The sequence below is a fragment of the Streptomyces sp. NPDC057438 genome, from assembly GCF_042802995.1.
Classification (GTDB): Bacteria; Actinomycetota; Actinomycetes; order Streptomycetales; family Streptomycetaceae; genus Streptomyces.
In genome coordinates, this window is sequence record NZ_JBHVDD010000005.1 from 156,237 (window position 1) to 177,757 (window position 21,521).

17 protein-coding genes and 1 riboswitch are annotated in these 21,521 nt (G+C 73.6%); of the genes, 12 read left to right on the plus strand and 5 right to left on the minus strand.

Annotation, left to right across the window (positions count from 1 at the left end; genetic code table 11):
• Positions 1-96: 96 nt before the first annotated feature.
• From ACFU5F_RS05740 to ACFU5F_RS05770, 7 genes are all read left to right on the plus strand, one after another.
• Positions 97-1,557, plus strand: a complete 1,461-nt coding sequence (locus tag ACFU5F_RS05740) for an aldehyde dehydrogenase (RefSeq protein ID WP_383882434.1) — start codon at positions 97-99, stop codon at positions 1,555-1,557.
• Positions 1,550-2,455 carry a 3,4-dihydroxyphenylacetate 2,3-dioxygenase gene (locus ACFU5F_RS05745; protein WP_383882437.1) on the plus strand — a complete coding sequence of 302 codons (906 nt, stop codon included), beginning with the start codon at positions 1,550-1,552 and terminating at the stop codon, positions 2,453-2,455. The genes ACFU5F_RS05740 and ACFU5F_RS05745 overlap by 8 nt, the downstream gene beginning before the upstream one ends.
• An 11-nt stretch (positions 2,456-2,466) precedes the next feature.
• The gene (locus tag ACFU5F_RS05750; RefSeq protein WP_383882439.1) at positions 2,467-3,312 is read left to right on the plus strand and encodes a fumarylacetoacetate hydrolase family protein; all 846 of its coding nucleotides are present in this window, start codon (positions 2,467-2,469) and stop codon (positions 3,310-3,312) included.
• Positions 3,313-3,369: 57 nt separating this feature from the next.
• Complete coding sequence (locus tag ACFU5F_RS05755) at positions 3,370-4,020, plus strand: TetR/AcrR family transcriptional regulator (RefSeq protein WP_383882442.1); 651 nt, start codon at positions 3,370-3,372, stop codon at positions 4,018-4,020.
• A gap of 193 nt (positions 4,021-4,213) precedes the next feature.
• Complete coding sequence (locus tag ACFU5F_RS05760; RefSeq protein WP_383882444.1) at positions 4,214-5,671, plus strand: APC family permease; 1,458 nt, start codon at positions 4,214-4,216, stop codon at positions 5,669-5,671.
• Between the two features lie 111 nt (positions 5,672-5,782).
• Entirely contained in the window at positions 5,783-7,276 is a 1,494-nt protein-coding gene (locus tag ACFU5F_RS05765; RefSeq protein ID WP_383882447.1) for an aldehyde dehydrogenase, read from the plus strand.
• Positions 7,273-7,974, plus strand: coding sequence for a gamma-glutamyl-gamma-aminobutyrate hydrolase family protein (locus ACFU5F_RS05770; RefSeq protein ID WP_383882450.1), 702 nt, complete (start codon positions 7,273-7,275; stop codon positions 7,972-7,974). Before ACFU5F_RS05765 ends, ACFU5F_RS05770 begins: the two co-directional genes overlap by 4 nt.
• Positions 7,975-8,026: 52 nt before the next feature.
• Here ACFU5F_RS05770 and cobN read toward each other — a convergent pair whose 3' ends face one another.
• Entirely contained in the window at positions 8,027-11,659 is a 3,633-nt protein-coding gene (gene cobN / locus ACFU5F_RS05775) for a cobaltochelatase subunit CobN (RefSeq protein WP_383882452.1), read from the minus strand.
• Between the two features lie 69 nt (positions 11,660-11,728).
• Positions 11,729-11,870, minus strand: a riboswitch (cobalamin riboswitch).
• 79 nt (positions 11,871-11,949) lie between these two features.
• Between cobN and cobG the strand changes: the two genes are divergently transcribed.
• The 3 genes from cobG (at position 11,950) to ACFU5F_RS05790 (ending at position 15,513) form a co-directional block, all read left to right on the plus strand.
• A complete protein-coding gene (gene cobG, locus ACFU5F_RS05780; protein ID WP_383882480.1) occupies positions 11,950-13,272 on the plus strand; it encodes a precorrin-3B synthase in 1,323 nt (440 codons plus the stop codon).
• Between the two features lie 121 nt (positions 13,273-13,393).
• Positions 13,394-14,026 (plus strand): precorrin-8X methylmutase, encoded by a 633-nt coding sequence (locus ACFU5F_RS05785; RefSeq protein ID WP_383882483.1) that lies wholly within the window; start codon positions 13,394-13,396, stop codon positions 14,024-14,026.
• A complete protein-coding gene (locus tag ACFU5F_RS05790; RefSeq protein WP_383882454.1) occupies positions 14,023-15,513 on the plus strand; it encodes a precorrin-2 C(20)-methyltransferase in 1,491 nt (496 codons plus the stop codon). Before ACFU5F_RS05785 ends, ACFU5F_RS05790 begins: the two co-directional genes overlap by 4 nt.
• 157 nt (positions 15,514-15,670) lie before the next feature.
• Here ACFU5F_RS05790 and ACFU5F_RS05795 read toward each other — a convergent pair whose 3' ends face one another.
• Positions 15,671-16,453 (minus strand): cobalt-precorrin-6A reductase, encoded by a 783-nt coding sequence (locus ACFU5F_RS05795; RefSeq protein ID WP_383882457.1) that lies wholly within the window; start codon positions 16,451-16,453, stop codon positions 15,671-15,673.
• 18 nt (positions 16,454-16,471) lie between these two features.
• Between ACFU5F_RS05795 and ACFU5F_RS05800 the strand changes: the two genes are divergently transcribed.
• Positions 16,472-17,617: a cobalt-precorrin-5B (C(1))-methyltransferase gene (locus ACFU5F_RS05800; RefSeq protein ID WP_383882459.1), complete on the plus strand. Its 1,146-nt coding sequence runs from the start codon at positions 16,472-16,474 to the stop codon at positions 17,615-17,617.
• A 129-nt stretch (positions 17,618-17,746) separates the two neighbouring features.
• Here the strand turns inward: ACFU5F_RS05800 and cobM are convergent, their stop codons facing one another.
• The 3 genes from cobM to ACFU5F_RS05815 form a co-directional block, all read right to left on the minus strand.
• Entirely contained in the window at positions 17,747-18,496 is a 750-nt protein-coding gene (gene cobM, locus ACFU5F_RS05805; RefSeq protein WP_383882462.1) for a precorrin-4 C(11)-methyltransferase, read from the minus strand.
• On the minus strand, positions 18,493-19,800 hold the full coding sequence (gene cbiE, locus ACFU5F_RS05810; protein WP_383882465.1) for a precorrin-6y C5,15-methyltransferase (decarboxylating) subunit CbiE: 1,308 nt from the start codon (positions 19,798-19,800) through the stop codon (positions 18,493-18,495). The genes cobM and cbiE overlap by 4 nt, the downstream gene beginning before the upstream one ends.
• Positions 19,801-19,966: 166 nt before the next feature.
• Positions 19,967-20,932 (minus strand): D-2-hydroxyacid dehydrogenase family protein, encoded by a 966-nt coding sequence (locus ACFU5F_RS05815; protein ID WP_383882467.1) that lies wholly within the window; start codon positions 20,930-20,932, stop codon positions 19,967-19,969.
• Between the two features lie 211 nt (positions 20,933-21,143).
• Here ACFU5F_RS05815 and ACFU5F_RS05820 point away from each other — a divergent pair, with 211 nt between their 5' ends.
• Positions 21,144-21,440 (plus strand): DUF2218 domain-containing protein, encoded by a 297-nt coding sequence (locus tag ACFU5F_RS05820; RefSeq protein ID WP_383882470.1) that lies wholly within the window; start codon positions 21,144-21,146, stop codon positions 21,438-21,440.
• The last annotated feature ends 81 nt before the right edge of the window (positions 21,441-21,521 follow it).

Below are 21,521 nucleotides of genomic sequence, written 5' to 3' on the forward strand. Positions count from 1 at the left end.
TGGCCGGTCGCACCCACGCGGCGGAGCCGCATATCGACACAGCCCCGCGCCCCCGGGTCAGCGGGTCCCTCCCATCCTGAGAAGGAAGCCCCTTTCATGCCTGACAAGATCACCGTCGCCGGAGTCCCCGTCGACACCCGGCACTGGATCGGCGGGCGGCGCGTCGCCTCCGCCGAGACCTTCACGGACGTCTCCCCCATCGACGGCCGCGTCCTCGGCGAGATCGCCCGCGGTGGAGCGGCCGAGGTCGAGGCCGCCGTCGCAGCCGCCCGCGAGGCGTTCCCCGCCTGGGCCGCCACCCCCCGCGCCGAACGCGCCCGCGTCCTGCACGCCATCGCCGACGGGGTCGAGAAGCGGCTCGAGGAGCTGGCGATCGTCGAGACCAACGACAACGGGGCGCTGCTGCGCTCGCACCGGCGGGGTGTGATGCCGCGGGTGGCGCACAACTTCCGGTTCTTCGCCGACTGGCTGCTCACGCTCGCGCACGAGGACTTCGAGACGCGCGGACACACCAACGAGGTGAGCTGGGACCCGGCGGGGCCGTCGGTGCTGATCACCCCGTGGAACGCGCCGCTGATGCTGGCCACCTGGAAGGTCGCCCCGGCCCTCGCGGCCGGCAACACGGTGATCCTCAAGCCCGCCGAGTGGACCCCGCTGACGGCCTCGCTGCTGGCGGACATCGCCGCCGAGGCGGGACTGCCCGCCGGAGTGCTCAACGTCGTCCAGGGCTACGGCTCGGAGATCGGTGACGCGCTCACCTCGCACCCGGACGTGCGGCGGATCAGCTTCACCGGGTCGGTGCCCACGGCCAAGCGGATCGCCGCCTCGGCAGCGCCGAACCTCACCCCGCTCAGCCTCGAACTGGGCGGCAAGTCGCCGCTGCTGGTGTTCGCGGACGCCGACCTGGACCTGGCCGTGGACCTCGCGGTGGAGCAGTACGACAACGCCGGGCAGGTCTGCCTGGCGGCCACCCGGTTCCTGGTCGAGGAGTCGGTCGCCGAGGAGTTCACCCGGCGGTTCGTGGAGCGTGCCTCGGCGCTGACGCAGGGCGACCCGCGTGAGGAGACCACCGACATCGGGCCCAACATCCATCCCCGGCAGCTGGAGAAGATCGACGGCTTCGTGCGGCGGGCCGTGGCCGACGGGGCCCGGGTGGTCGTCGGCGGGCACCCCGGGGAGGGCCAGTACTACGCGCCCACCCTGCTCACCGACGTCGCCCAGGACTCGGAGATCGTGCAGGAGGAGGTCTTCGGGCCGGTCCTGACCCTGCAGACCTTCACCGACGAGGACGAGGCGGTCCGGCTCGCCAACGACACCCGCTTCGGCCTGGCCGCCACCCTGGCCACCGGCGACACCGAGCGCGCCGCCCGGGTGACCGAGCGGCTGGTGGCGGGCACGGTGTGGGTGAACTGCTTCTTCGTCCGCGACCTCCAGGCCCCCTTCGGCGGCTCCCGGCACTCCGGGGTCGGCCGGGAGGGCGGCACCTGGAGCTTCGACTTCTACTGCGACGTGAAGAACACCGTCACCGCACCGAACGGATGGAACGACCATGGGTGAGATCGTCGGGGCGGGGCTCCTCGCCCACGTCCCCACCATCGTGCTGCCGGAGGCCGACCGGATGGAGCTGAACGAGGGCAAGGAGATCACCCTCGTCACCGGTCTGCGGCAGCTGCGCGAGGACGTCTTCTCCCGCGACGACTACGACACCGTCGTGGTCCTCGACTCACACTGGGCGACGACCGTGGAGTTCGTGGTCACCGCGCAAGCGCGCCGGGCCGGTCTCTTCACCTCCGAGGAGCTGCCGCGCGGGATGTGCCGGATGCCGTACGACTTTCCCGGCGACCCCGAACTGGCCCGGAACATCGAGAGGTTCGCGGACGAGCACGGCACCTGGATCACCGCGATCGAGGACGAATACCTGCCGATCTACTACGCCACGATCAACCTGTGGAAGTTCCTCGGCGAGGGTCTGCCCGACAAGCGCTGGGTGACCATCGGCGTCTGCCAGACCGGCGACATGGAGGACCATCTGCGCCTCGGCAGGGCGCTCGCCGACGGCATCGCCGCCACCCCCGGCCGACGGGTCCTGCTCATCGCCTCCGGCGCCCTCTCCCACACCTTCTGGCCGCTGCGCGAGCTGCGCGACCACGAGTCCAGCGATCCGGTGCACATCCGTACGCCCGAGGCCCGTGCGGCGGACCTGGAGCGGATCGCCTGGTTCAAGGAGGGCCGGCACGACAAGGTCCTCGACACCATGGACGAGTTCTGGAAGTACAAGCCCGAGGCGAAGTTCTTCCACTACCTGATGATGGCGGGCGCGCTCGGCGAACAGGACTGTGTCGCCACGGCCCGGCAGTACGGGGAGTACGAGAACTCCATCGGCACCGGACAGGTGCATCTGTGGTTCGACCGCCCCGCCGCCGGCTGGACCGGCACCCCTCACCGACTCCCCTAGGAAGGCCAGCCATGCCCGAGTACCGCCGCATCCTCCTCGACGGGGCCACCGTCGAGGTCACCGTCGACGGCGACGAACTGGTCGCCGGGGACGGCCGCCGCGTCAAGATCGAGGAGGCCCGCCACCTCCCGCCGGTCGTGCCGTCGAAGGTGATCGCCGTCCACCTCAACCACCGTAGCCGGGTCGACGAGTTCCGGATCGACCTGCCGGAGACACCCACCTACTTCCACAAGCCCACCTCCTCCCTCAACAGCCACAAGGGCGCCGTCGTCCGGCCCGACGGCTGCAAGTGGCTCAACTACGAGGGCGAGGTCGCCATCGTCATCGGCAGGACCGCGCGGAACATCGCGCCGAAGGAAGCGGGCGCGTACATCGCCGGGTACACCGTCGCCAACGACTACGGCCTGCACGACTTCCGTGACACCGACGCCGGTTCCATGCTGCGGGTGAAGGGGTCCGACACCCTGTGCCCGCTCGGCCCCGGACTCGTCACCGACTGGGACTTCCACGGCAAGCGGCTGCGGACGTACGTCAACGGCGAGGTCGTCCAGGACGGTACGACGGACGAGATGAAGTGGGACATGCACTACCTCGTCGCCGACATCGCCCGCACCATCACGCTGTACCCGGGGGACGTGCTGCTCTCCGGCACCCCGGCCAACTCCCGGCCCGTGCGGCCCGGTGACGTCGTCGAGGTCGAGGTGGAGGGCCTCGGCCGGCTCACCAACCACATCGTCACCGGCCCCACCCGGGTACGCGCCGACGTCGGCGCACAGCCCACGGAGTCCGAGGAAGTCCTGTCCACGGCGCTCGGCGGAGACTGGGAGTTCCGTGGCATCCGCCCGCCCCAGCGGTGACCCCTGCGCGCCGACGGGCAGGCGGCACGCGGGAGGCGGGCGGGTAGGGTCACGCGCATGACCGACTCCGCCGACGCCCCCGCGAGCCGACGGCCACGCAAGCGCCTCCACTACGGCGAGGGGCGGGAAGCCCTGCTGAACGCCGCCGTGCGCGTGGTGGCGCGGGGCGGGCTGCGCCGGCTCACCTACCGGGCCGTCGCGGAGGAGGCGGGGGTCACCCACGGGCTGGTCGTGCACCACTTCGGGTCGCGCGACGCCCTGATCGAGGAGGCCCTCGCCCACACCATCCGCACCTCGCTCGACACCAGCTCCCTGGAGCCGGGCACCGGCGAGGTCGCCGACTTCTCCATCGGGCTCTCGGAGATGGTCACGGCCGACCCGGACACGCAGGCGTTCCAGTACGAGCTGCTGCTGGAGTCCCGGCGCCGGCCGGAGCTGCTGCCCCAGATCCGTGAGCTGTACGACGAGTACTTCGACGCGGCCCGGCGCGAGCTGGGCCGGATGCTGCCGGGCGGCGCGGACAAGGCGCTGGCCCGGCTGGTCTTCGCCGCGCTGGACGGTCTCGTCCTGCATCAGCTCGTCTTCGACGAGCCGGACGTCACGGAGGAGGCCGTGGAGGAGCTGCGCGCCCTGCTGCGGCTGCTGCACGCCGACGGCGGCGCCTCGGGCACGCACGACACGGACGGGGCCGGCGAAGCCCGCGCATAGCCGCTGACCTGTGCGGTCATGGCCCCGGACGTGCCGCGTACGGGGCCTTCCGGCATGCCCGCGCGGGCCCGGGAAAGCCCGCCGAAAATCTTCACGAGACCCCTTGCCAAACGGATAGTTCGGGCTCACGATGAGGCAACTCGTTTGGGCCTAAACGAATCCCATCCCTCCCCGTCCCCGACAGGTGATCCGAGTGGACAGTCAGACGGCGGTCGCCCCGCACAGCTCGCACGATCCATCCCCGGCAGGCAGGCTCAAGCCCGATTCCCTCGGCGTCCTGGGCATCCTCTTCTTCGTCCTCTCCGCCCAGGCCCCGCTGACCGGCATCGCCGGAGCCGTGCCCATCGCCGTCGTCATCGGCAACGGCGCCGGTGTCCCCGCCGCGTACATCGCGGCCGGCGTCGTGATCCTGCTGTTCTCCATCGGCTTCGTCACCATGGGCCGCCACGTCGTGGACGCCGGCGCCTTCTACACGTACATCGGCAAGGGACTGGGCCGCTCGACCGGCTCCGGCAGCGCCGGCGTCGCGCTCTTCGCGTACTGCGCCATCCAGGCCGCGATGTACGGCCTCTACGGCGCGACGGTGAGCGGCCTGGTCGCGCACTACGCCGACGTGACGATCGCCTGGTGGGTGTGGGCGCTGGTCACCATGGTGATCGTCCAGGTCCTCGGCGCCGCCGGGATCGAGATGGGCGCCAAGCTGCTGGCCGTGTTCGTCCTCGCGGAGTTCAGCATCCTGACCGCCTTCGCCTTCGTGACCTTCTTCAAGGGCGGCGGCCCCGAGGGGCTCGGCCTCGCCGACAGCTTCTCCCCGGACGCGGCGCTCCAGGGCGCTCCCGGAGTGGCGCTGATGTTCGCCGTGGCGTCGATGTTCGGGTTCGAGGCGACCGCCATCTACGGCGAGGAGGCCAAGGAGCCGCGCAAGACGGTCCCGCGCGCCACCTATCTGTCGGTCGCGGTGGTCACCGGCTTCTTCGCCTTCACCTCCTGGATGCTGGTCTCCGCGCACGGCGCGTCCCGGGCGACCGCGGAGGCCGGCAAGGCCCTGGAGAGCGGCGACGCGGCGGGCTGGGTCTTCGCCCCCATCGCGGCGGAGTTCGGCGCCTGGACCGGCGACGTGCTGCCCGTCCTGCTGGCCACCTCGCTGTTCGCCGGGATCCTGGCGTTCCACAACTCCGCCAACCGCTACCTGTTCTCCCTGGGCCGTGAGGGACTGCTGCCCCGTGGACTGACCTCGCTCAACCGCCGTCACTCCCCCTGGGCGGCCGGCATCGTCCAGACCGTGATCGCGGTGGCCCTGGTCATCCCGTTCGCGCTGCTCGGCAAGGACCCCGTGCTGACGCTGTTCTCCTGGTTCAGCGGCGTGGCCGTCCTGGCGATGATGCTCCTGTACTTCCTGACGTCCGTGTCCGTGGTCGTCTTCTTCCGCCGCTCCCATGCCGACACCCGGCCCTGGAACACGCTGATCGCCCCCGTCCTGGGCGCGCTCGGCATCGCCTGGGCGATCTGGCTGATCATCGAGAACTTCACCACGCTCATCGGCGGCGACCGGACCACCGCCCTGTGGCTGCAGCTGACCGTGCCCGCGGTGCTGGCGCTGGGTCTCGTCGCGGCGGCGGTGACCCGGAACCGGCAGCCGGCCACGGACTGATCCCCGGCCGCCACGGACCGGTCCCCGGCCACCGTCACCGCCCTGCCGCTACCGGTGCGGGCCCTGCACCCGGACCACCCCGCACACCGAACAAGGAATGAGGAGAGCCCGATGCCTGCCGCCCTCGCCCACGACGACCTGCTCCGTCGCGCCAAGGAGCTGGATCTCCCCAGCCGGCACCACATCGACGGGGCGGACGAACCGGGCGGGGGCGCCTCCTTCGCCGTCGTGTCACCCCGGGACGGCCGGACCCTCGTCGAGGTGGCCGACGCACAGGACGCCGAGGTCGACCTGGCCGTCGCCGCCGCCCGCCGCGCCTTCGACTCCGGCCCCTGGCCCCGCCTGGCCCCCGCCGACCGCGGCCGGATCCTGCTGCGCGTCGCCGACCTCCTGGAGGAACAGCGGGAGAAGCTGGCCCTGACCATCACCCTGGAGATGGGCAAGCCGTACCGGGAAGCGCACGACATCGAACTGCGCGCCGCGATCACCACCTTCCGCTGGTACGGGCAGCTCGCCGACAAACTCACCGACGAGTCACCCCACACCTCCCGCGACGCCCTGGCCCTGGTCACCCGTGAACCCGCGGGTGTCGTGGGCGCGGTGGTGCCGTGGAACTTCCCTCTGACCCTGGCCGGCTGGAAGGTCGCCCCGGCGCTGGCTGCGGGCTGCACGGTCGTCCTGAAGCCCTCGGAGAACTCCCCGCTGTCCGCCCTGCTGCTCGGCCGGATCGCCACCGAGGCCGGACTGCCGCCGGGCGTCCTCAACGTCGTCACCGGTGACGGGCCGAAGGCCGGGCGGGCCCTCGGGCTCCACCCCGACGTGGACGTCCTGGCCTTCACCGGCTCCACGGCCGTCGGCCGGCACTTCCTGCACTACGCCGCCGACTCCAACCTCAAGCGGGTCTGGCTGGAGCTGGGCGGCAAGTCACCGAACATCATCCTCCCCGACGCCCCCGACCTGGAGAAGGCGGCAGCCACCGCCGCCTGGGGCATCTTCTTCAACCAGGGCGAGATGTGCACCGCCCCCTCCCGGCTGCTGGTGCACTCCTCGGTCGCCGAACGCGTCACCGAGGCCGTCGTCGCCCGCGCCCGGGAGCTGCGCGTCGGCGACCCGCTCGACCCGGACACCGAGATGGGCGCCCTGGTCCGCGAGGCCCACCTCGAACGGGTCCTCGGCCACATCGGCGCGGGGGTCAGCGACGGCGCGCGGCTGCGGACCGGCGGCGAGCGCACCCTGCACGACACCGGCGGCAGCTATCTGCGGCCCACCGTCTTCGACCGGGTCGACCCCGGTATGCGGCTGGCCCGCGAGGAGATCTTCGGCCCGGTCCTGTCCGTCCTCACCTTCGACGACCTCGACGAGGCCGTGACGCTCGCCAACGACACCGAGTACGGCCTCGCCGCCGGCCTGTGGACCTCCGACCTGTCCACCGCCCACCGCGTCTCCCGCGCGCTCCGGGCCGGCACGGTCTGGGTCAACTGCTACGAGGAGGGCGACCTGACCGTCCCCTTCGGCGGCATGAAGCAGTCGGGCAACGGCCGCGACAAGTCCGCCCACGCCGTCGAGAAGTACACCGAGCTGAAGACCACGTGGATCCAGCTGTGACCCGGCCCCTGATAGCGGTTCCCGCCCGTTTCGCCGCCACGACCTCCGCTCTGCGGTACGCCGCCGAGGTCAACGCCCGCGCCCTGATCGAGGCCGTCTGGCGGGCGGGCGGCGAACCCGCGAGCATCCACCCGGCCGCCGGCGGCACGGCCGCCCGTCTGGCCCGCTTCGACGGTGTCCTCCTCCCGGGCGGCGGCGACCTCGCCCCGTACCGCTACGGCGCGAGGGACACCCACGCGAGCGTGTACGACGTCGACGAGGTCCAGGACACCTTCGACCTCGACGTCGCCCGCGCCGCCCTGGAGTCGGGCCTCCCGCTGCTGGCGGTCTGCCGGGGGCTGCAGGTCGTCAACGTCGCCCTCGGCGGCACCCTGGAACAGGACATGGGCGGCCCCGAACGCGAACACCGCCACCTCGTGCACCCGGTGGCGGTCCGGCGCGGCACGCTGCTGGAGCGGGCCACCGGCGCGCAGAAGGTGGAGGCGTCCTGCTACCACCACCAGCGGGTGGACCGGCTCGGCGAGGGGCTGGAGGTCACCGCCCGCGCCGCCGACGGCACCGTGGAAGGACTCGAACTCCCTCGCGCCACCGGCTGGTTCACGGCCGTGCAGTGGCACCCCGAGGACACCGCCGAGGAGGACCGGGCGCAGCAGGCCCTCTTCGACGCCCTCGTCCGGGCCGCCGGCGACCGACGCTGACCCGGGCCGTCCGACGCCGGCCCGGGCCGGCGTGGCCCGGGCCGCGCCGCCGTCAGTCCTCGCCGCCCTCCAGGTCGCCCTCCGTCTCCAGGTACACCTGCCGCAGGCCCTCCAGCACCGCCGGGTCGGGCTTCTCCCACATCCCGCGCGACTGCGCCTCCAGCAGTCGCTCGGCGATGCCGTGCAGGGCCCAGGGGTTGGCCTGCTGCAGGAACTCGCGGTTGGTCTCGTCCAGGACGTAGGTCTCGGTGAGCTTGTCGTACATCCAGTCGGCGATCACACCGGTCGTGGCGTCGTAGCCGAACAGGTAGTCGACGGTGGCGGCGAGTTCGAAGGCGCCCTTGTAGCCGTGGCGGCGCATCGCCTCGATCCACTTGGGGTTGACCACGCGGGCGCGGAAGACCCGGGAGGTCTCCTCGACCAGGGTGCGGGTACGGACCGTCTCCGGGCGGGTGGAGTCGCCGATGTACGCCTCGGGGGCGGTGCCGCGCAGGGCGCGGACGGTGGCCACCATGCCGCCGTGGTACTGGAAGTAGTCGTCGGAGTCGGCGATGTCGTGCTCGCGGGTGTCGGTGTTCTTCGCGGCCACCTCGATCCGCTTGTACGCGGTCTCCATCTCCTCGCGGGCCGGACGGCCGTCCAGTTCCCGGCCGTAGGCGTAACCGCCCCACACCGTGTACACCTCGGCGAGGTCGGCGTCGGTGCGCCAGTCGCGGGAGTCGATGAGCTGGAGCAGTCCGGCGCCGTACGTACCGGGCCGGGAGCCGAAGATCCGGGTGGTGGCCCGGCGTTCGTCGCCGTGCTCGGCGAGGTCGGCCTGGACGTGGGCACGGACGTGGTTGGCCTCGGCCGGTTCGTCCAGGGAGGCGGCGAGACGTACGGCGTCGTCGAGCAGCCCGATGGTGTGCGGGAACGCATCGCGGAAGAAGCCCGAGATGCGCAGGGTGACGTCGACGCGCGGGCGGCCCAGTTCCTCGGCGGGAACGGCCTCCAGACCGGTCACGCGGCGGGAGGCGTCGTCCCAGACCGGGCGGACGCCGAGCAGGGCGAGCGCCTCGGCCACGTCGTCGCCGGCCGTGCGCATGGCGCTGGTGCCCCACAGCGAGAGGCCGACGGAGGTGGGCCATTCGCCGTTGTCGGCGCGGTAGCGCTGCAGCAGGGAGTCGGCGAGGGCCTGCCCGGTCTCCCAGGCGAGGCGGGAGGGGACGGCCTTGGGGTCGACGGAGTAGAAGTTCCGGCCCGTCGGCAGGACGTTGACCAGGCCCCGCAGCGGGGAGCCGGAGGGACCGGCCGGGACGAAGCCGCCGTTCAGGGCATGCACGGTGTGGTCGAGTTCGGCCGTGGTCGCGGCGAGCCGGGGCACGACCTCCCGGGCGGCGAACTCCAGGATCGCGGCGACCTGTTCGCCGTGCTCGGTGGGAACGGCGGCGAGGTCCCAGCCCGCGTCCTCCATCGCCTGGACCAGCGCTCGGGCCTTCTCCTCCGCCTCGTCGGCGGTCGTACGGGTCGCGGCGGACTCGTCGAGACCGAGCGCCTCGCGCAGACCGGGCAGGGCGGTGGTGCCGCCCCAGATCTGGCGGGCGCGGAGCACGGCGAGGACCAGGTTGACGTGGTCGGCGCCGGTCGGCGGGTTGCCGAGGACGTGCAGGCCGTCGCGGATCTGGGCGTCCTTGACCTCGCAGAGCCAGCCGTCGACGTGCAGGAGGAAGTCGTCGAAGCCGTCGTCCTCGGGGCGGTCGTTCAGTCCCAGGTCGTGGTCGAGCTTGGCTGCCTGGATGAGGGTCCAGATCTGGGCGCGGATCGCGGGGAGCTTCGCCGGGTCCATGGAGGAGATCTGGGCGTACTCGTCGAGGAGCTGCTCCAGGCGCGCGATGTCGCCGTAGGAGTCGGCGCGGGCCATCGGCGGCACCAGGTGGTCGACGAGCGTGGCGTGGACGCGGCGCTTGGCCTGGGTGCCCTCGCCCGGGTCGTTGACCAGGAAGGGGTAGACCAGCGGCAGGTCGCCGAGGGCGGCGTCGGGGCCGCAGGCGGCGGACAGGCCCGCGTTCTTGCCGGGCAGCCACTCCAGGTTGCCGTGCTTGCCGAGGTGGATCATCGCGTCGGCGCCGAACCCGCCGTCGTCGGCACGGGCGGCGATCCAGCGGTAGGCGGCGAGGTAGTGGTGGGAGGGCGGGAGGTCCGGGTCGTGGTAGATCGCGATCGGGTTCTCGCCGAAGCCGCGCGGCGGCTGGATGAGGATCAGCAGGTTGCCGAAGCGCAGGGCCGCGAGGACGATGTCGCCCTCCGGGTTGGCGCTGCGGTCGACGAACATCTCGCCGGGTGCCGGCCCCCAGTGCTCCTCGACGGAGGTGCGCAGTTCCTCGGGGAGTCCGGCGTACCAGCGGCGGTAGTCGGCCGCCGGGATCCGGACCGGGTTGCGGGCCAACTGCTCCTCGGTCAGCCAGTCCTGGTCGTGGCCGCCCGCCTCGATCAGCGCGCGGATCAGCTCGTCGCCGTCGCCGGAGGCCAGGCCCGGCACCTCGGCGTCGGTCCCGAAGTCGTAGCCCTCCTCGCGCAGGCGGCGCAGCAGGGCGACGGCGCTGGCGGGGGTGTCGAGGCCGACCGCGTTGCCGATGCGGGAGTGCTTGGTCGGGTAGGCGGACAGGACGAGCGCGAGGCGCTTGTCCGCGTTGGCGATGTGACGCAGTCGCGCGTGGCGTACGGCGATCCCGGCGACGCGGGCGGCGCGCTCGGGGTCGGCGACGTAGGCCGGGAGACCGTCCTCGTCGATCTCCTTGAAGGAGAACGGGACGGTGATCAGCCGGCCGTCGAACTCCGGAACGGCGATCTGGCTGGCCGCGTCGAGCGGGGAGACGCCCTCGTCGTTCTCCTCCCAGGCGGCGCGCGAGCCGGTCAGGCACAGGGCCTGGAGGATCGGCACGTCGAGGCCGGTCAGGGCGCCCGCGTCCCAGGACTCGTCGTCACCGCCGGCCGAGGCCTCGGCGGGCTTGGTGCCGCCCGCGGCGAGGACGGTGGTCACGATGGCGTCGGCGGCGCGCAGTTCCTCGATCAGCTCGGGCTCGGGGGCCCGCAGCGAGGCCACGTACAGCGGGAGCGCACGGGCGCCCTTGTCCTCGATCGCCTCGCACAGGGTGCCCACGAAGGCGGTGTTGCCGCTCATGTGGTGGGCGCGGTAGTAGAGCACGGCGACGGTCGGGCCGTCGGCGGTGTCGCGGGGGGTGCGCTCCAGCGGGCCCCAGGAGGGCGCGGGCGCGGGCGCGTCGAAGCCGTGCCCGGTGAGCAGGACGGTGTCGGAGAGGAAGCAGGCCAGCTGCTCCAGGTTGGCGGGGCCGCCGTGCGCGAGATAGGCGTGGGCCTCGGCGGCGATGCCGACCGGGACCGTGGAGGCGGCCATCAGCTGGGCGTCGGGCGCCTGTTCACCGGTGAGGACGACGACCGGGCGGCCGTCGGCGAGCAGCAGGTCGAGGCCGTCCTGCCAGGCCCGGATGCCGCCGAGGAGGCGTACGACGACCAGGCCGGTGCCGTCGAGGAGGTCCGGGAGGTCCTCCAGGGCGATCCGGGAGGGGTTGGCGAAGCGGTACGGGACCGGGCCGGCTGCCGCGCGGGCGCTGAGCAGGTCGGTGTCGGAGGTCGACAGGAGCAGGATGCGGGGCTGCGTCGAGCGCTCCCCGGGCGATGGCTGCATGCGGCTGCTGGCCTTCCTCGGGGTCCGCGCCCCGGGCGGTGTCGGATCGGAGTCTCCCCTGCCCGGGCGGACCGGGCGGTACGGGGAAGGGAGTTCCTGACTCGCCCGACCCTCCTGGGACGGGCTCACAGTGGCGGGACCGCGCCGGACTCACACCGGGCTTCCTCCCCTAGGGAATGCGACGACAGACCCTAGCGCCTTGGTGGCGTCGGCGGACCGGATGATCCACCAAGCAGCATAGTAAGGGTCGCCTCAAAAGGGCGGAGGATACGTCCGGGGTGCCGGTGGGTATGCTCGCCGCCATGTCCACGCCTCCCCCGCGTTCATCGTCCCAGGCCACAGCGGTCACACGGGACCGTGGCGACGCCTGCCCGGGGGCGCTGCGGCTGCATACGGCGGACGACGGGGCGCTGGCCCGGGTCCGCGTGCCCGGCGGTGTGCTGGGCGTCCGGCAGGCCGAGGCGCTCGCGGAGGCGTCACGACGGCTCGGCGACGGTGATCTTCACCTCACTTCCCGCGGCAATGTGCAACTGCGTGGGCTGGCCGAGGGCTGCGGGGGCGAGCTGGCCCGATCGCTGGACGCTGCCGGGCTGTTGCCGTCCGCCGGACACGAACGGGTGCGCAACATCGTCGCCTCGCCCCTGTCCGGTCTCGACGGACTCGGTCTGCGCGACGTACGGCCCTGGCTGTCCGCCCTCGACACCGCGTTGTGCGCGAGTGGGACGGCGCGGGGGTTGTCGGGCCGGTTCCTGTTCGCTCTCGACGACGGGCGGGGCGATGTGGCCGCGCTGGACGCCGATGTGACCGTCCGGGCGGCCGAGGACGGTGGTGCCCTGCTGAGCCTGGGGACGGCCGCCGAGAGTCTGTCGGTCCCCGGTGAGGACGCGGCCCGTGCCGCGCTGACCGCCGCCGAGACCTTCCTGGAGGCGGCGCGGGAGGGCGGGGCCCGGGTCTGGCGGGTGACCGAACTCCCCTTCCAGGACGGGTTGCCCGGCCGGGTCCGGGACCGGCTGGCCGCCGTCGGCGTCGACTCCGTGAGCCGGCCCCGTACCGAGTGCGGGACGAGCCCGGCCGGAGCCGAGGGCGGCCCGCCGCCGGGAACCGTCGGCGACGCCCTCTCCGTGCACGCCCCCTTCGGTCGCCTCACCCCCCTCCAGTGGCGGGAGTTGACCGCCCTCGCGGCCGCGACGCCGTGCCGTGAGCTGCGGCTGACCCCGTGGCGCGGAGTCGTCGTCCCCGTACCGGACCTGACCGAGGAGCAGGCGGCCGACGCGCTCGCCCGGCTCTCCGTGACCGGTCTGGTCACCGACCCCGCCTCCCCCTGGCTGCGTGTCGGCGCCTGCATCGGACGGCCCGGCTGCGCCAAGTCCCTGGCGGACGTACGGGCGGACGCGGCCGGGAGCCTGGCGGCAACCGGAGGCGCCGGACTTCCCCTGTACTGGTCCGGTTGCGAGCGCCGCTGCGGCCACCCCCGGGGCGAACGGATCGACGTGGTGGCGGTGGAGAGCGGCGGCTACCAGCTCTCCCGCACCACCCCCGGCCGAAGCCCGCGCACCGCCCCCATGGCGGACACGTCGCGACTCGCCGCCGTATTGGGGGAGATCACCGCATAAGGCCGAGAACCCGCACGGCACGGCCCCGATGACGCGCACGACCTACCCGGACTACGCCCGCACGCACGACCCCCGCACGAACGACCCCCGTACGCCGACCGAGAGCAGCGAGAAGACCACCGTGACCACCTACGACTACGAGAAGGACGGCCCGGCGATCTACCGCCAGTCCTTCGCCACCATCCGCGCGGAGGCGGACCTCGCGGCCCTGCCCGCCGACGTCAGCCAGGTCGCGGTACGGATGATCCACGCCTGCGGAATGGTCGACCTCGTACGGGACCTGGCGTACACGCCCGACGTGGTGGCCCGTGCCCGTGAGGCCCTGCGGGCCGGGGCACCCATCTTCACCGACGTGCGGATGGTGGCCAGCGGGGTGACCCGCAAGCGGCTGCCCGCCGACAACGACGTGCTGTGCACCCTCTCCGAGCCCGGCGTGCCCGAGCTGGCGGCGAAGCTGGGCACCACGCGCAGCGCCGCCGCGCTGGAGCTGTGGCGGGACCGGCTGGAGGGCTCGGTCGTGGCCGTCGGCAACGCGCCCACCGCGCTGTTCCGGCTGCTGGAGATGATCGACGAGGGCGCGCCCCGGCCCGCCGCCGTCATCGGTGTGCCCGTCGGGTTCGTCGGCGCGGCCGAGTCCAAGGACGCGCTGGCGGAGCACCCCTCGGGCCTGGAGCACCTCGTCGTACGCGGCCGTCGTGGCGGGAGCGCCATCGCCGCCGCCGCGCTCAACGCGATCGCGAGTGAGGAAGAGTGAGCGGGAAGCTGTACGGGGTGGGGCTCGGCCCCGGTGACCCGTCCCTGATGACCGTCCGGGCCGTCGAGGTCATCTCCGAGGCGGACGTGATCGCGTATCACTGCGCCCGGCACGGCCGTTCCATCGCCCGCTCGATCGCCGCGAAGCACCTGCGCGACGACCACATCGAGGAACGGCTGATGTATCCGCTGACCACGGAGACCACCGACCACCCGGGCGGCTACAAGGGCGCGATGGAGGACTTCTACGAGGAGGCGTCGGCGCGCCTGGCCGCACATCTCGACGCCGGGCGCACGGTCGCGGTCCTCGCGGAGGGCGACCCGATGTTCTACGGCTCCTACATGCACATGCACAAACGGCTGGTGGACCGCTACGACACCGAGGTCGTCCCCGGTGTCACGTCCGTGTCGGCCGCCGCGGCCCGCCTGGGCACACCGCTCGTCGAGGGCGAGGAGGTGCTGACGATCCTGCCGGGCACCCTGCCCGAGGAGGAGCTGACCGCACGGCTCGCCGCGACCGACGTGGCCGTGGTGATGAAGCTGGGCCGGACCTTCACCAAGGTACGGAGCGCCCTGGAGAGTTCGGGGCGGCTCGCCGAGGCCCGCTATGTCGAGCGTGCCACCATGCCCGGGGAGCGCATCGGCGAACTGGCGGACGTGGACCCGGAGTCGGTGCCGTACTTCTCGGTGGCCGTGCTGCCCAGCCAGGTCGACGCCGAGCGGCCCGAGGCCCGGGAGCGGGGCGAGGTCGTGGTGGTCGGTACCGGGCCCGCCGGTCCGCTCTGGCTGACGCCCGAGACGCGGGGCGCGCTCGCCGCCGCCGACGACCTCGTCGGCTACACCACCTACCTGGACCGGGTACCGCGCCGGGCGGGCCAGGTGCGGCACGGCTCGGACAACCGGGTCGAGTCGGAGCGCGCCGAGTTCGCCCTCGATCTGGCCCGGCGCGGGCGCCGGGTCGCGGTCGTCTCCGGTGGCGACCCGGGGGTCTTCGCCATGGCGACGGCCGTACTGGAGGTCGCCGCGCAGGAGGAGTACGCGGACGTGCCGGTGCGGGTGCTGCCGGGGGTGACCGCCGCGAACGCGGCCGCCGCCCGCGCGGGCGCCCCGCTCGGCCACGACTACGCCACGATCTCCCTGTCCGACCGCCTCAAGCCGTGGGAGGTCATCGCCGAGCGGCTGCGCGCGGCGGCCTCGGCGGACCTGGTGCTCGCCCTGTACAACCCCGGTTCACGCAGCCGAACCTGGCAGGTGGGCAAGGCGCGCGAGCTGCTGCTGGAGCACCGGGCGCCGGACACCCCGGTGGTGGTCGCGCGGGACGTGGGCGGCTCCGGCGAGCGGGTGCGGATCGTACGGCTGGCCGACCTGGACCCGGCCGAGGTCGACATGCGGACGATCCTGCTGGTCGGCTCCTCGCAGACCCAGGCGGTCAGGCGCGGGGACGGCGAGCAGATCGTGTGGACGCCCCGCCGGTACCCGGAGGGATGAGCGGGGCGGGGCGCCGTCGCGGGTGGCGGTGGCCGGGTGGGCCCGCGCGGAGACCCACGCGTGCCCACGGGTGCCAGGGCCGACGGGTACGCGGCCGCGCCCGGGCCCGCCGGTCCTCGGGTCGGCGCACGGTGCCGTGTGTGCCGACCCGGCGGGGTCAGCGGACGTCGGGGCGCTCCTCGACCCGCCCGGCTCGGCCTGCTTCGACCAGCCCCTGGACCCAGTGGGCCGCGCTCTCCGGGTCCGGCACCGTGGTGACACCCTCGGGGGCGGGCGGTCTGCGCACCACGACGACCGGCACCCCGGCCTCCCTCGCGGCCGTCAGCTTCGGCGCGGTGGCCGCGCCCCCGCTGTCCTTCGTCACGACGACGTCGACGCGGTGCCGGCGCAGCAGTTCCCGTTCCCCTTCGAGGGTGAACGGGCCGCGGTCGAGCAGGACCTCCGTCCGGGCCGGGTACGGGGCCTCGGGCGGGTCGACGGACCGGACGAGGAACCACAGGCCGTCCAGGGCGGCGAACGCGGCCAGGCCCATGCGCCCGGTGGTGAGGAACACGCGGTCGCCGAGCGTGGGCAGCAGCCGCGCCGCCTCCGCCAGTGAGCCGACGTCGTGCCAGTCGTCGCCGGGTCCCGGCACCCAGCCGGGCCGGCGGAGCGCGAGCAGGGGAACATGGGAGGTGGCGGCCGCCCGTGCCGCGTGGAAACTCATGGTCCCGGCGAAAGGATGGGTGGCGTCGATGAGCGCGTCCACCCCGTGCTCGCGCAGCCAGGCGGCCAGCCCCTCGGCCCCGCCGAAGCCGCCGACGCGGACCTCGCCCGGGGGCAGCCGGGGGCTGGCGACCCGCCCGGCGAGGGAGCTGGTCAGCCGTAGGCCGGGGGTGCCGTGCAGCAGCTCGGCCAGGCGGCGGGCCTCCGTGGTTCCGCCGAGTATCAGTACGTGCATGGAAGTCCGGGTCCGATCATGAGCAGTGACGAGAAGCAGGGTGCCGGCGGCGGCGCGGCGGCGGGCGGTCGCGCGGCCCAACTCAAGCACACCGGTCTCCGGCCCGGCTGGACCACCGGTGCCTGCGCGACCGCCGCCACGACGGCCGCGTACACCGCGCTGCTGACCGGCGAGTTCCCCGACCCGGTGACGATCACCCTGCCGAAGGGGCAGACCCCGGCGTTCGCGCTGGCGGCCGAGGAGCTGACCGGTGACAGCGCGATGGCGGGGATCGTCAAGGACGCGGGCGACGACCCGGACGTCACGCACGGCGCGCTGGTCCGGGCCACCGTACGGCGGCTGCCCGCCGGGTCCGGGGTGGTCTTCCGGGCGGGGGCCGGGGTCGGGACGGTCACCCGGCCGGGCCTGCCCCTCGCCGTGGGCGAACCGGCGGTGAACCCGGTGCCCCGGCAGATGATGCGGGACCATGTCGCCGAAGTCGCGGCCCGGTACGGCGGCAGCGGCGATGTCGAGATCACCCTCTCCGTGGACCACGGCGAGGAGATCGCCCGCTCCACCTGGAACCCCCGCCTCGGCATCCTCGGCGGTCTCTCGATCCTGGGCACGACCGGGATCGTCGTCCCGTACTCCTGCTCGGCGTGGATCGACTCCATCCGGCGGGGCATCGACGTGGCCCGGGCTGCCGGACGCACGCATGTCGCCGGGTGCACGGGGTCCACCTCGGAGAAGACGGTCGTGGCCGAGTACGCGCTGCCCGAGGACGCGCTGCTCGACATGGGCGACTTCGCGGGCGCGGTCCTGAAGTACGTACGCAGGCACCCCGTGGACCGGCTGACCGTCTGCGGCGGTTTCGCCAAGCTCTCCAAGCTCGCCGCCGGCCATCTCGACCTGCACTCCGCCCGCTCCCAGGTCGACAAGGGCTTCCTCGCCGAGCTGGCCCGGCGCGGCGGCGCGGACGAGGCGCTGGCCGCCGAGGTGGCCGGCGCCAACACGGGGCTCGCCGCGCTGCAGTTGTGCATGGCGGCGGGGGTGCCGCTCGGCGACCTGGTCGCCGAGGCGGCCCGTGACGAGGCCCTGGCCGTACTGCGGGGCGCGCCCGTCGCGGTCGACGTCCTCTGCATCGACCGCGCGGGCACGGTGGTGGGCCGCAGCGCGATCCGCTGAGCGGGGGGCCGGGTCGGGTGCGGGTGCGTGGGGCAGAAGCATGGGGCGCGGCCCCTGCTTTTCAGGGGCGCGGGGAACTGCGCGAGAAGCCCCACCGGCCCGCAGCCGACAACGCACTCACCTCGCCCGTCAGCACCCGTGCCGGTCTCGCTCCGGCGAGTACAGGTGGCTGTCCCGGAACTGCGAAGCCCCCAGCGTCCGGCCGACCATGATCACGGCCGTGCGCAGCACACCCGCCGCCTTCACCTGCCCGGCGATCTCCTCCAGCGTCCCCCGGAGGATCAGCTCCTCGGGCCGCGAGGCGTACGCGACGACCGCGGCAGGACAGTCCGCTCCGTAGTGCGGCACAAGCTCCTCCACGACCCGGTCCACGTACCGCGCGGCCAGGTGCAGCACGATCAGCGCCCCGCTCCGGCCGAGCGTGGCCAGGTCCTCTCCCGGTGGCATGGCCGTGGCCTGCTGCGCGATCCGCGTGAGGATGACGGTCTGCCCGACCGTCGGCACGGTCAGCTCCCGCTTCAGCGCGGCCGCCGCCGCGGCGAACGCGGGCACCCCCGGCACCACCTCGTACGGCACCCCGGCCGCGTCCAGCCGCCGCATCTGCTCGGCGACCGCGCTGAACACGGACGGGTCCCCGGAGTGCAGCCGGGCCACGTCGTGCCCCTCCTCGTGCGCGCGCACGAGCTCGGCGGTGATCTGGTCCAGATCGAGCCGGGCGGTGTCCACCAGCCGTGCGTCCGGCGGGCATTCGGCCAGCAGTTCGCGCGGGACGAGGCTGCCGGCGTACAGGCAGACCCCGCAGGCGGCGAGCCTGCGGGCGCCCCGGACCGTGATCAGGTCGGCGGCACCGGGGCCGGCGCCGATGAAGTACACGGTCATCTGTCTTCTCCCGAAGCGGTGTCGGCGGTGTGGACGGTGGGGGCCGCTGTGTCGGCTGCGTCGAGGGGCGTCCTGCGTACGGCCCACTGGGTGACCGGCATCGCCTGCCGCCACCCGGTGAAGCCGCCCACGGGCACGGCGTGCGCGACGGCGAGCCGTACCAGCTCCCCGCCGTGGCGGCGGTGGGCGGCGGCGAGGACGGCCTCGGACTCCAGCGTCACGGTGTTGGCGACCAGCCGTCCGCCCACCGGCAGGGCCTGCCGGCAGGCGTCGAGGAGGCCGGGCGCGGTGAGCCCGCCGCCGATGAACACGGCGTCCGGCGGCGGCAGTTCGGCCAGGGCGGCGGGCGCCGCCCCGGTGACGACCCGCAGGCCGGGCACACCGAGCCGCTCGGCGTTGCGGCTGATGCGCGCGGCGCGCACCGGATCGCGTTCGACGGTGACCGCCCGGCAGGAGGGGTGTGTGCGCATCCACTCGATCGCGATCGAGCCGGATCCGCCGCCGACGTCCCAGAGGAGTTCGCCGGGTGCCGGGGCGAGGGCGGCCAGCGTGGCGGCGCGCACATAGCGCTTGGTGAGCTGGCCGTCGTGCTCGTACGCCTCGTCGGGGAGGCCGGGTCCGGCGCCGAGGCGGAGGGCGTCCGGGGCCCGCCGGCACTCGACGGCGACGATGTTGAGGGGGTCGCCGGGCGGGTGCGCGGGCTCCCAGCCGTCGGCGGTGCCGGCGTCGCTCGTCCGCTCCTTCTCGCCGCCGAGCTGTTCCAGGACCCGTATCCGGCTGGGTCCGAAGCCGCGGTCCCGCAGCAGGGCGGCGACCTCCGCCGGTGTGCCGGCGTCCGCGCTGAGCACGAGGAGCCGTCGTCCGTCGTGCAGGGCGGCGGCCAGCCGGGCGGCGGGGCGGCCGACGAGCGTGACGACCTCGACGTCCTCCAGCGGCCAGCCGAGGCGGGCGGCGGCGTAGGAGACGGAGGAGGGGTGCGGCAGGACGCGCAGCCGGTCACCGGCCTCCTCGGCGAGAGCGCGGCCGATGCCGTAGAACATGGGGTCGCCGCTGGCCAGTACGGCGATCCGGCGGCCGGCGTGGGCAGCGAGCAGAGCGGGGACGGCCGGCCGCAGGGGTGAGGGCCAGCCGATGCGTCTCCCCGCGCACTCCGGGGGGAGCAGGTCGAGCTGCCGGGGGCCGCCGATGAGGACCTCGGCCTCGCGCAGGGCCGCCCGGGAGGCGTCGGGCAGGCCCCGCCAGCCGTCGGCGCCGAGCCCGACGACGGTGACGGCGTGGGGCGGTCCTGGTCGTGCGGGGGTCACTGCGCGGTACCTCGGCGGATCGGGGGCGGCTCTCGGTGGACGACAGAGGCGCACTCTACTGGGCGGTGACCTGCGCGCTCGTGCCCGGGTGCGCGGGAACCGGCGCCCCGGTCCGGAGGCTGCCCCCGTTGTCGCACACGCCGCGCCGTCGCCCGGCCGTAGCCGCTCAGCCGGGGGTCAGCGTCCGGACCGGGGTGCCGGCGAGGAAGGCGGTGATGTCCTCGACCGCCTCCGTGTAGAAGGTGCGGTAGTTCCGCTCGGTGACATAGCCCAGGTGCGGGGTGGCGAGCACGTTCGGCAGGGAGCGCAGGGGGTCGTCGGCGGGGAGCGGTTCGGTCTCGAAGACGTCGAGACCGGCGCCGGCGATCCAGCCCTCGCGCAGGGCTCGCAGGAGGGCGGCCCGGTCGACGATGGCCGCGCGGGAAGTGTTGACGAGGTGGGCGTGCGGGCGCATGGCACGCAGTTCCGGCTCGCCGAGCAGGCCGCGGGTGCGGTCGGACAGGACGAGGTGGACGGAGACGAAGTCGCTGCGGCCGAGCAGGTCCTCCTTGCCGTCGGTGAGCCGGGCTCCCGCCTCGGCCGCCCGTTCGACGGTGAGGTTCTGGCTCCAGGCGAGGACCTCCATGCCGAAGGCGGTGGCCACCCGGGCCACCCGGGTGCCGATCCTGCCGAGTCCGAGCAGGCCCAGGGTGCGGCCGTGCAGGTCCTGGCCGACGGTGGACTGCCAGGGACCGCCCGCCCGCAGCCCCCTGTTCTCGGTGGTGAGGTGGCGGGCCAGGCCGAGGAGGAGCGCCCAGGTCAGTTCGACGGGCGGGGTGGGGCTGCTGGCCGTACCGCACACGGTGACGCCCTGGGCGCGCGCCGCGGCGAGGTCGATGGAGGCGTTGCGCATCCCGGTGGTCACCAGCAGACGCAGTCGGGGAAGTCGGCGCAGCAGGCCGGCGTCGAACGGGGTGCGCTCCCGCATGGCCACGACGATCTCGCAGTCGTCGAGTTCGGCCACGAGCGCGTCGCGGTCGGCGATGTTCTCGCTGAGCGTGCGCACCTCGACCCGGTCGGTGAGGGGGCTCCAGTCGGCCATGGTCAGGGCGGCGCCCTGGTAGTCGTCCAGCACTGCGCAGTGGAGGGTCATACGCGCAGTCTGCCGTTGCCCGGCCCGTGGGGTGGAGGCGGGGCGGGGCAGGGTGTGAGCCACGCAACATCACCCTTGCTTCAAATTTGAATCATGGAGGGCTAGGGTCGGCATTACTGTTTGAAGCATCAAGCAAAAGGCGGGTCGGTGCGGCGGAGCCGCGCCCACCGACCGGCCGGCCGCCCCCTTCGCCGCACCCTGGAGTTCCCCCATGCCCACCTCCCTCGGTCGCGCCTCCACCGACGCCGCCCCCCGCTACGCCAAGCAGCTCGCCTCGCACTTCGGCCGGAAGATTCCCGGCGAGGCGACCCCCGACGGCGGCCACCGCCTCACCTTCCAGCAGACCGACGTCCTCCTCCAGCCCGCCGCGGACCACCTCCTGATCCGTGTGACCGCGCCCGACGCGTCCGCGCTCTCCACCATCAGGGAGGTCGTGGGCAGCCACCTCGAACGCTTCGGCCGGCGCAACGAGCTGTCGGTCACCTGGGACGAGCCGTCCGACGACTGACGCGCGAACCGGCGCGAGCCGCCCCGGCAACGGTACGGGCGTCGAACGGCGGGTGGGCCCGACGGCATGTCCGTCGGGCCC

Coding starts and splice junctions, on each gene's coding strand:
- ACFU5F_RS05755 (WP_383882442.1), top strand. CDS start 3,370: ATGACCGACTCCGCCGACGCCCCCGCGAGCCGACGGCCACGCAAGCGC.
- ACFU5F_RS05795 (WP_383882457.1), bottom strand. CDS start 16,453: ATGCACGTACTGATACTCGGCGGAACCACGGAGGCCCGCCGCCTGGCC.
- ACFU5F_RS05815 (WP_383882467.1), bottom strand. CDS start 20,932: ATGACCCTCCACTGCGCAGTGCTGGACGACTACCAGGGCGCCGCCCTG.
- cobM (WP_383882462.1), bottom strand. CDS start 18,496: ATGACCGTGTACTTCATCGGCGCCGGCCCCGGTGCCGCCGACCTGATC.
- cobN (WP_383882452.1), bottom strand. CDS start 11,659: ATGCAGCCATCGCCCGGGGAGCGCTCGACGCAGCCCCGCATCCTGCTC.
- ACFU5F_RS05820 (WP_383882470.1), top strand. CDS start 21,144: ATGCCCACCTCCCTCGGTCGCGCCTCCACCGACGCCGCCCCCCGCTAC.
- cobG (WP_383882480.1), top strand. CDS start 11,950: ATGCTCGCCGCCATGTCCACGCCTCCCCCGCGTTCATCGTCCCAGGCC.
- ACFU5F_RS05745 (WP_383882437.1), top strand. CDS start 1,550: ATGGGTGAGATCGTCGGGGCGGGGCTCCTCGCCCACGTCCCCACCATC.
- ACFU5F_RS05765 (WP_383882447.1), top strand. CDS start 5,783: ATGCCTGCCGCCCTCGCCCACGACGACCTGCTCCGTCGCGCCAAGGAG.
- ACFU5F_RS05800 (WP_383882459.1), top strand. CDS start 16,472: ATGAGCAGTGACGAGAAGCAGGGTGCCGGCGGCGGCGCGGCGGCGGGC.
- ACFU5F_RS05750 (WP_383882439.1), top strand. CDS start 2,467: ATGCCCGAGTACCGCCGCATCCTCCTCGACGGGGCCACCGTCGAGGTC.
- ACFU5F_RS05740 (WP_383882434.1), top strand. CDS start 97: ATGCCTGACAAGATCACCGTCGCCGGAGTCCCCGTCGACACCCGGCAC.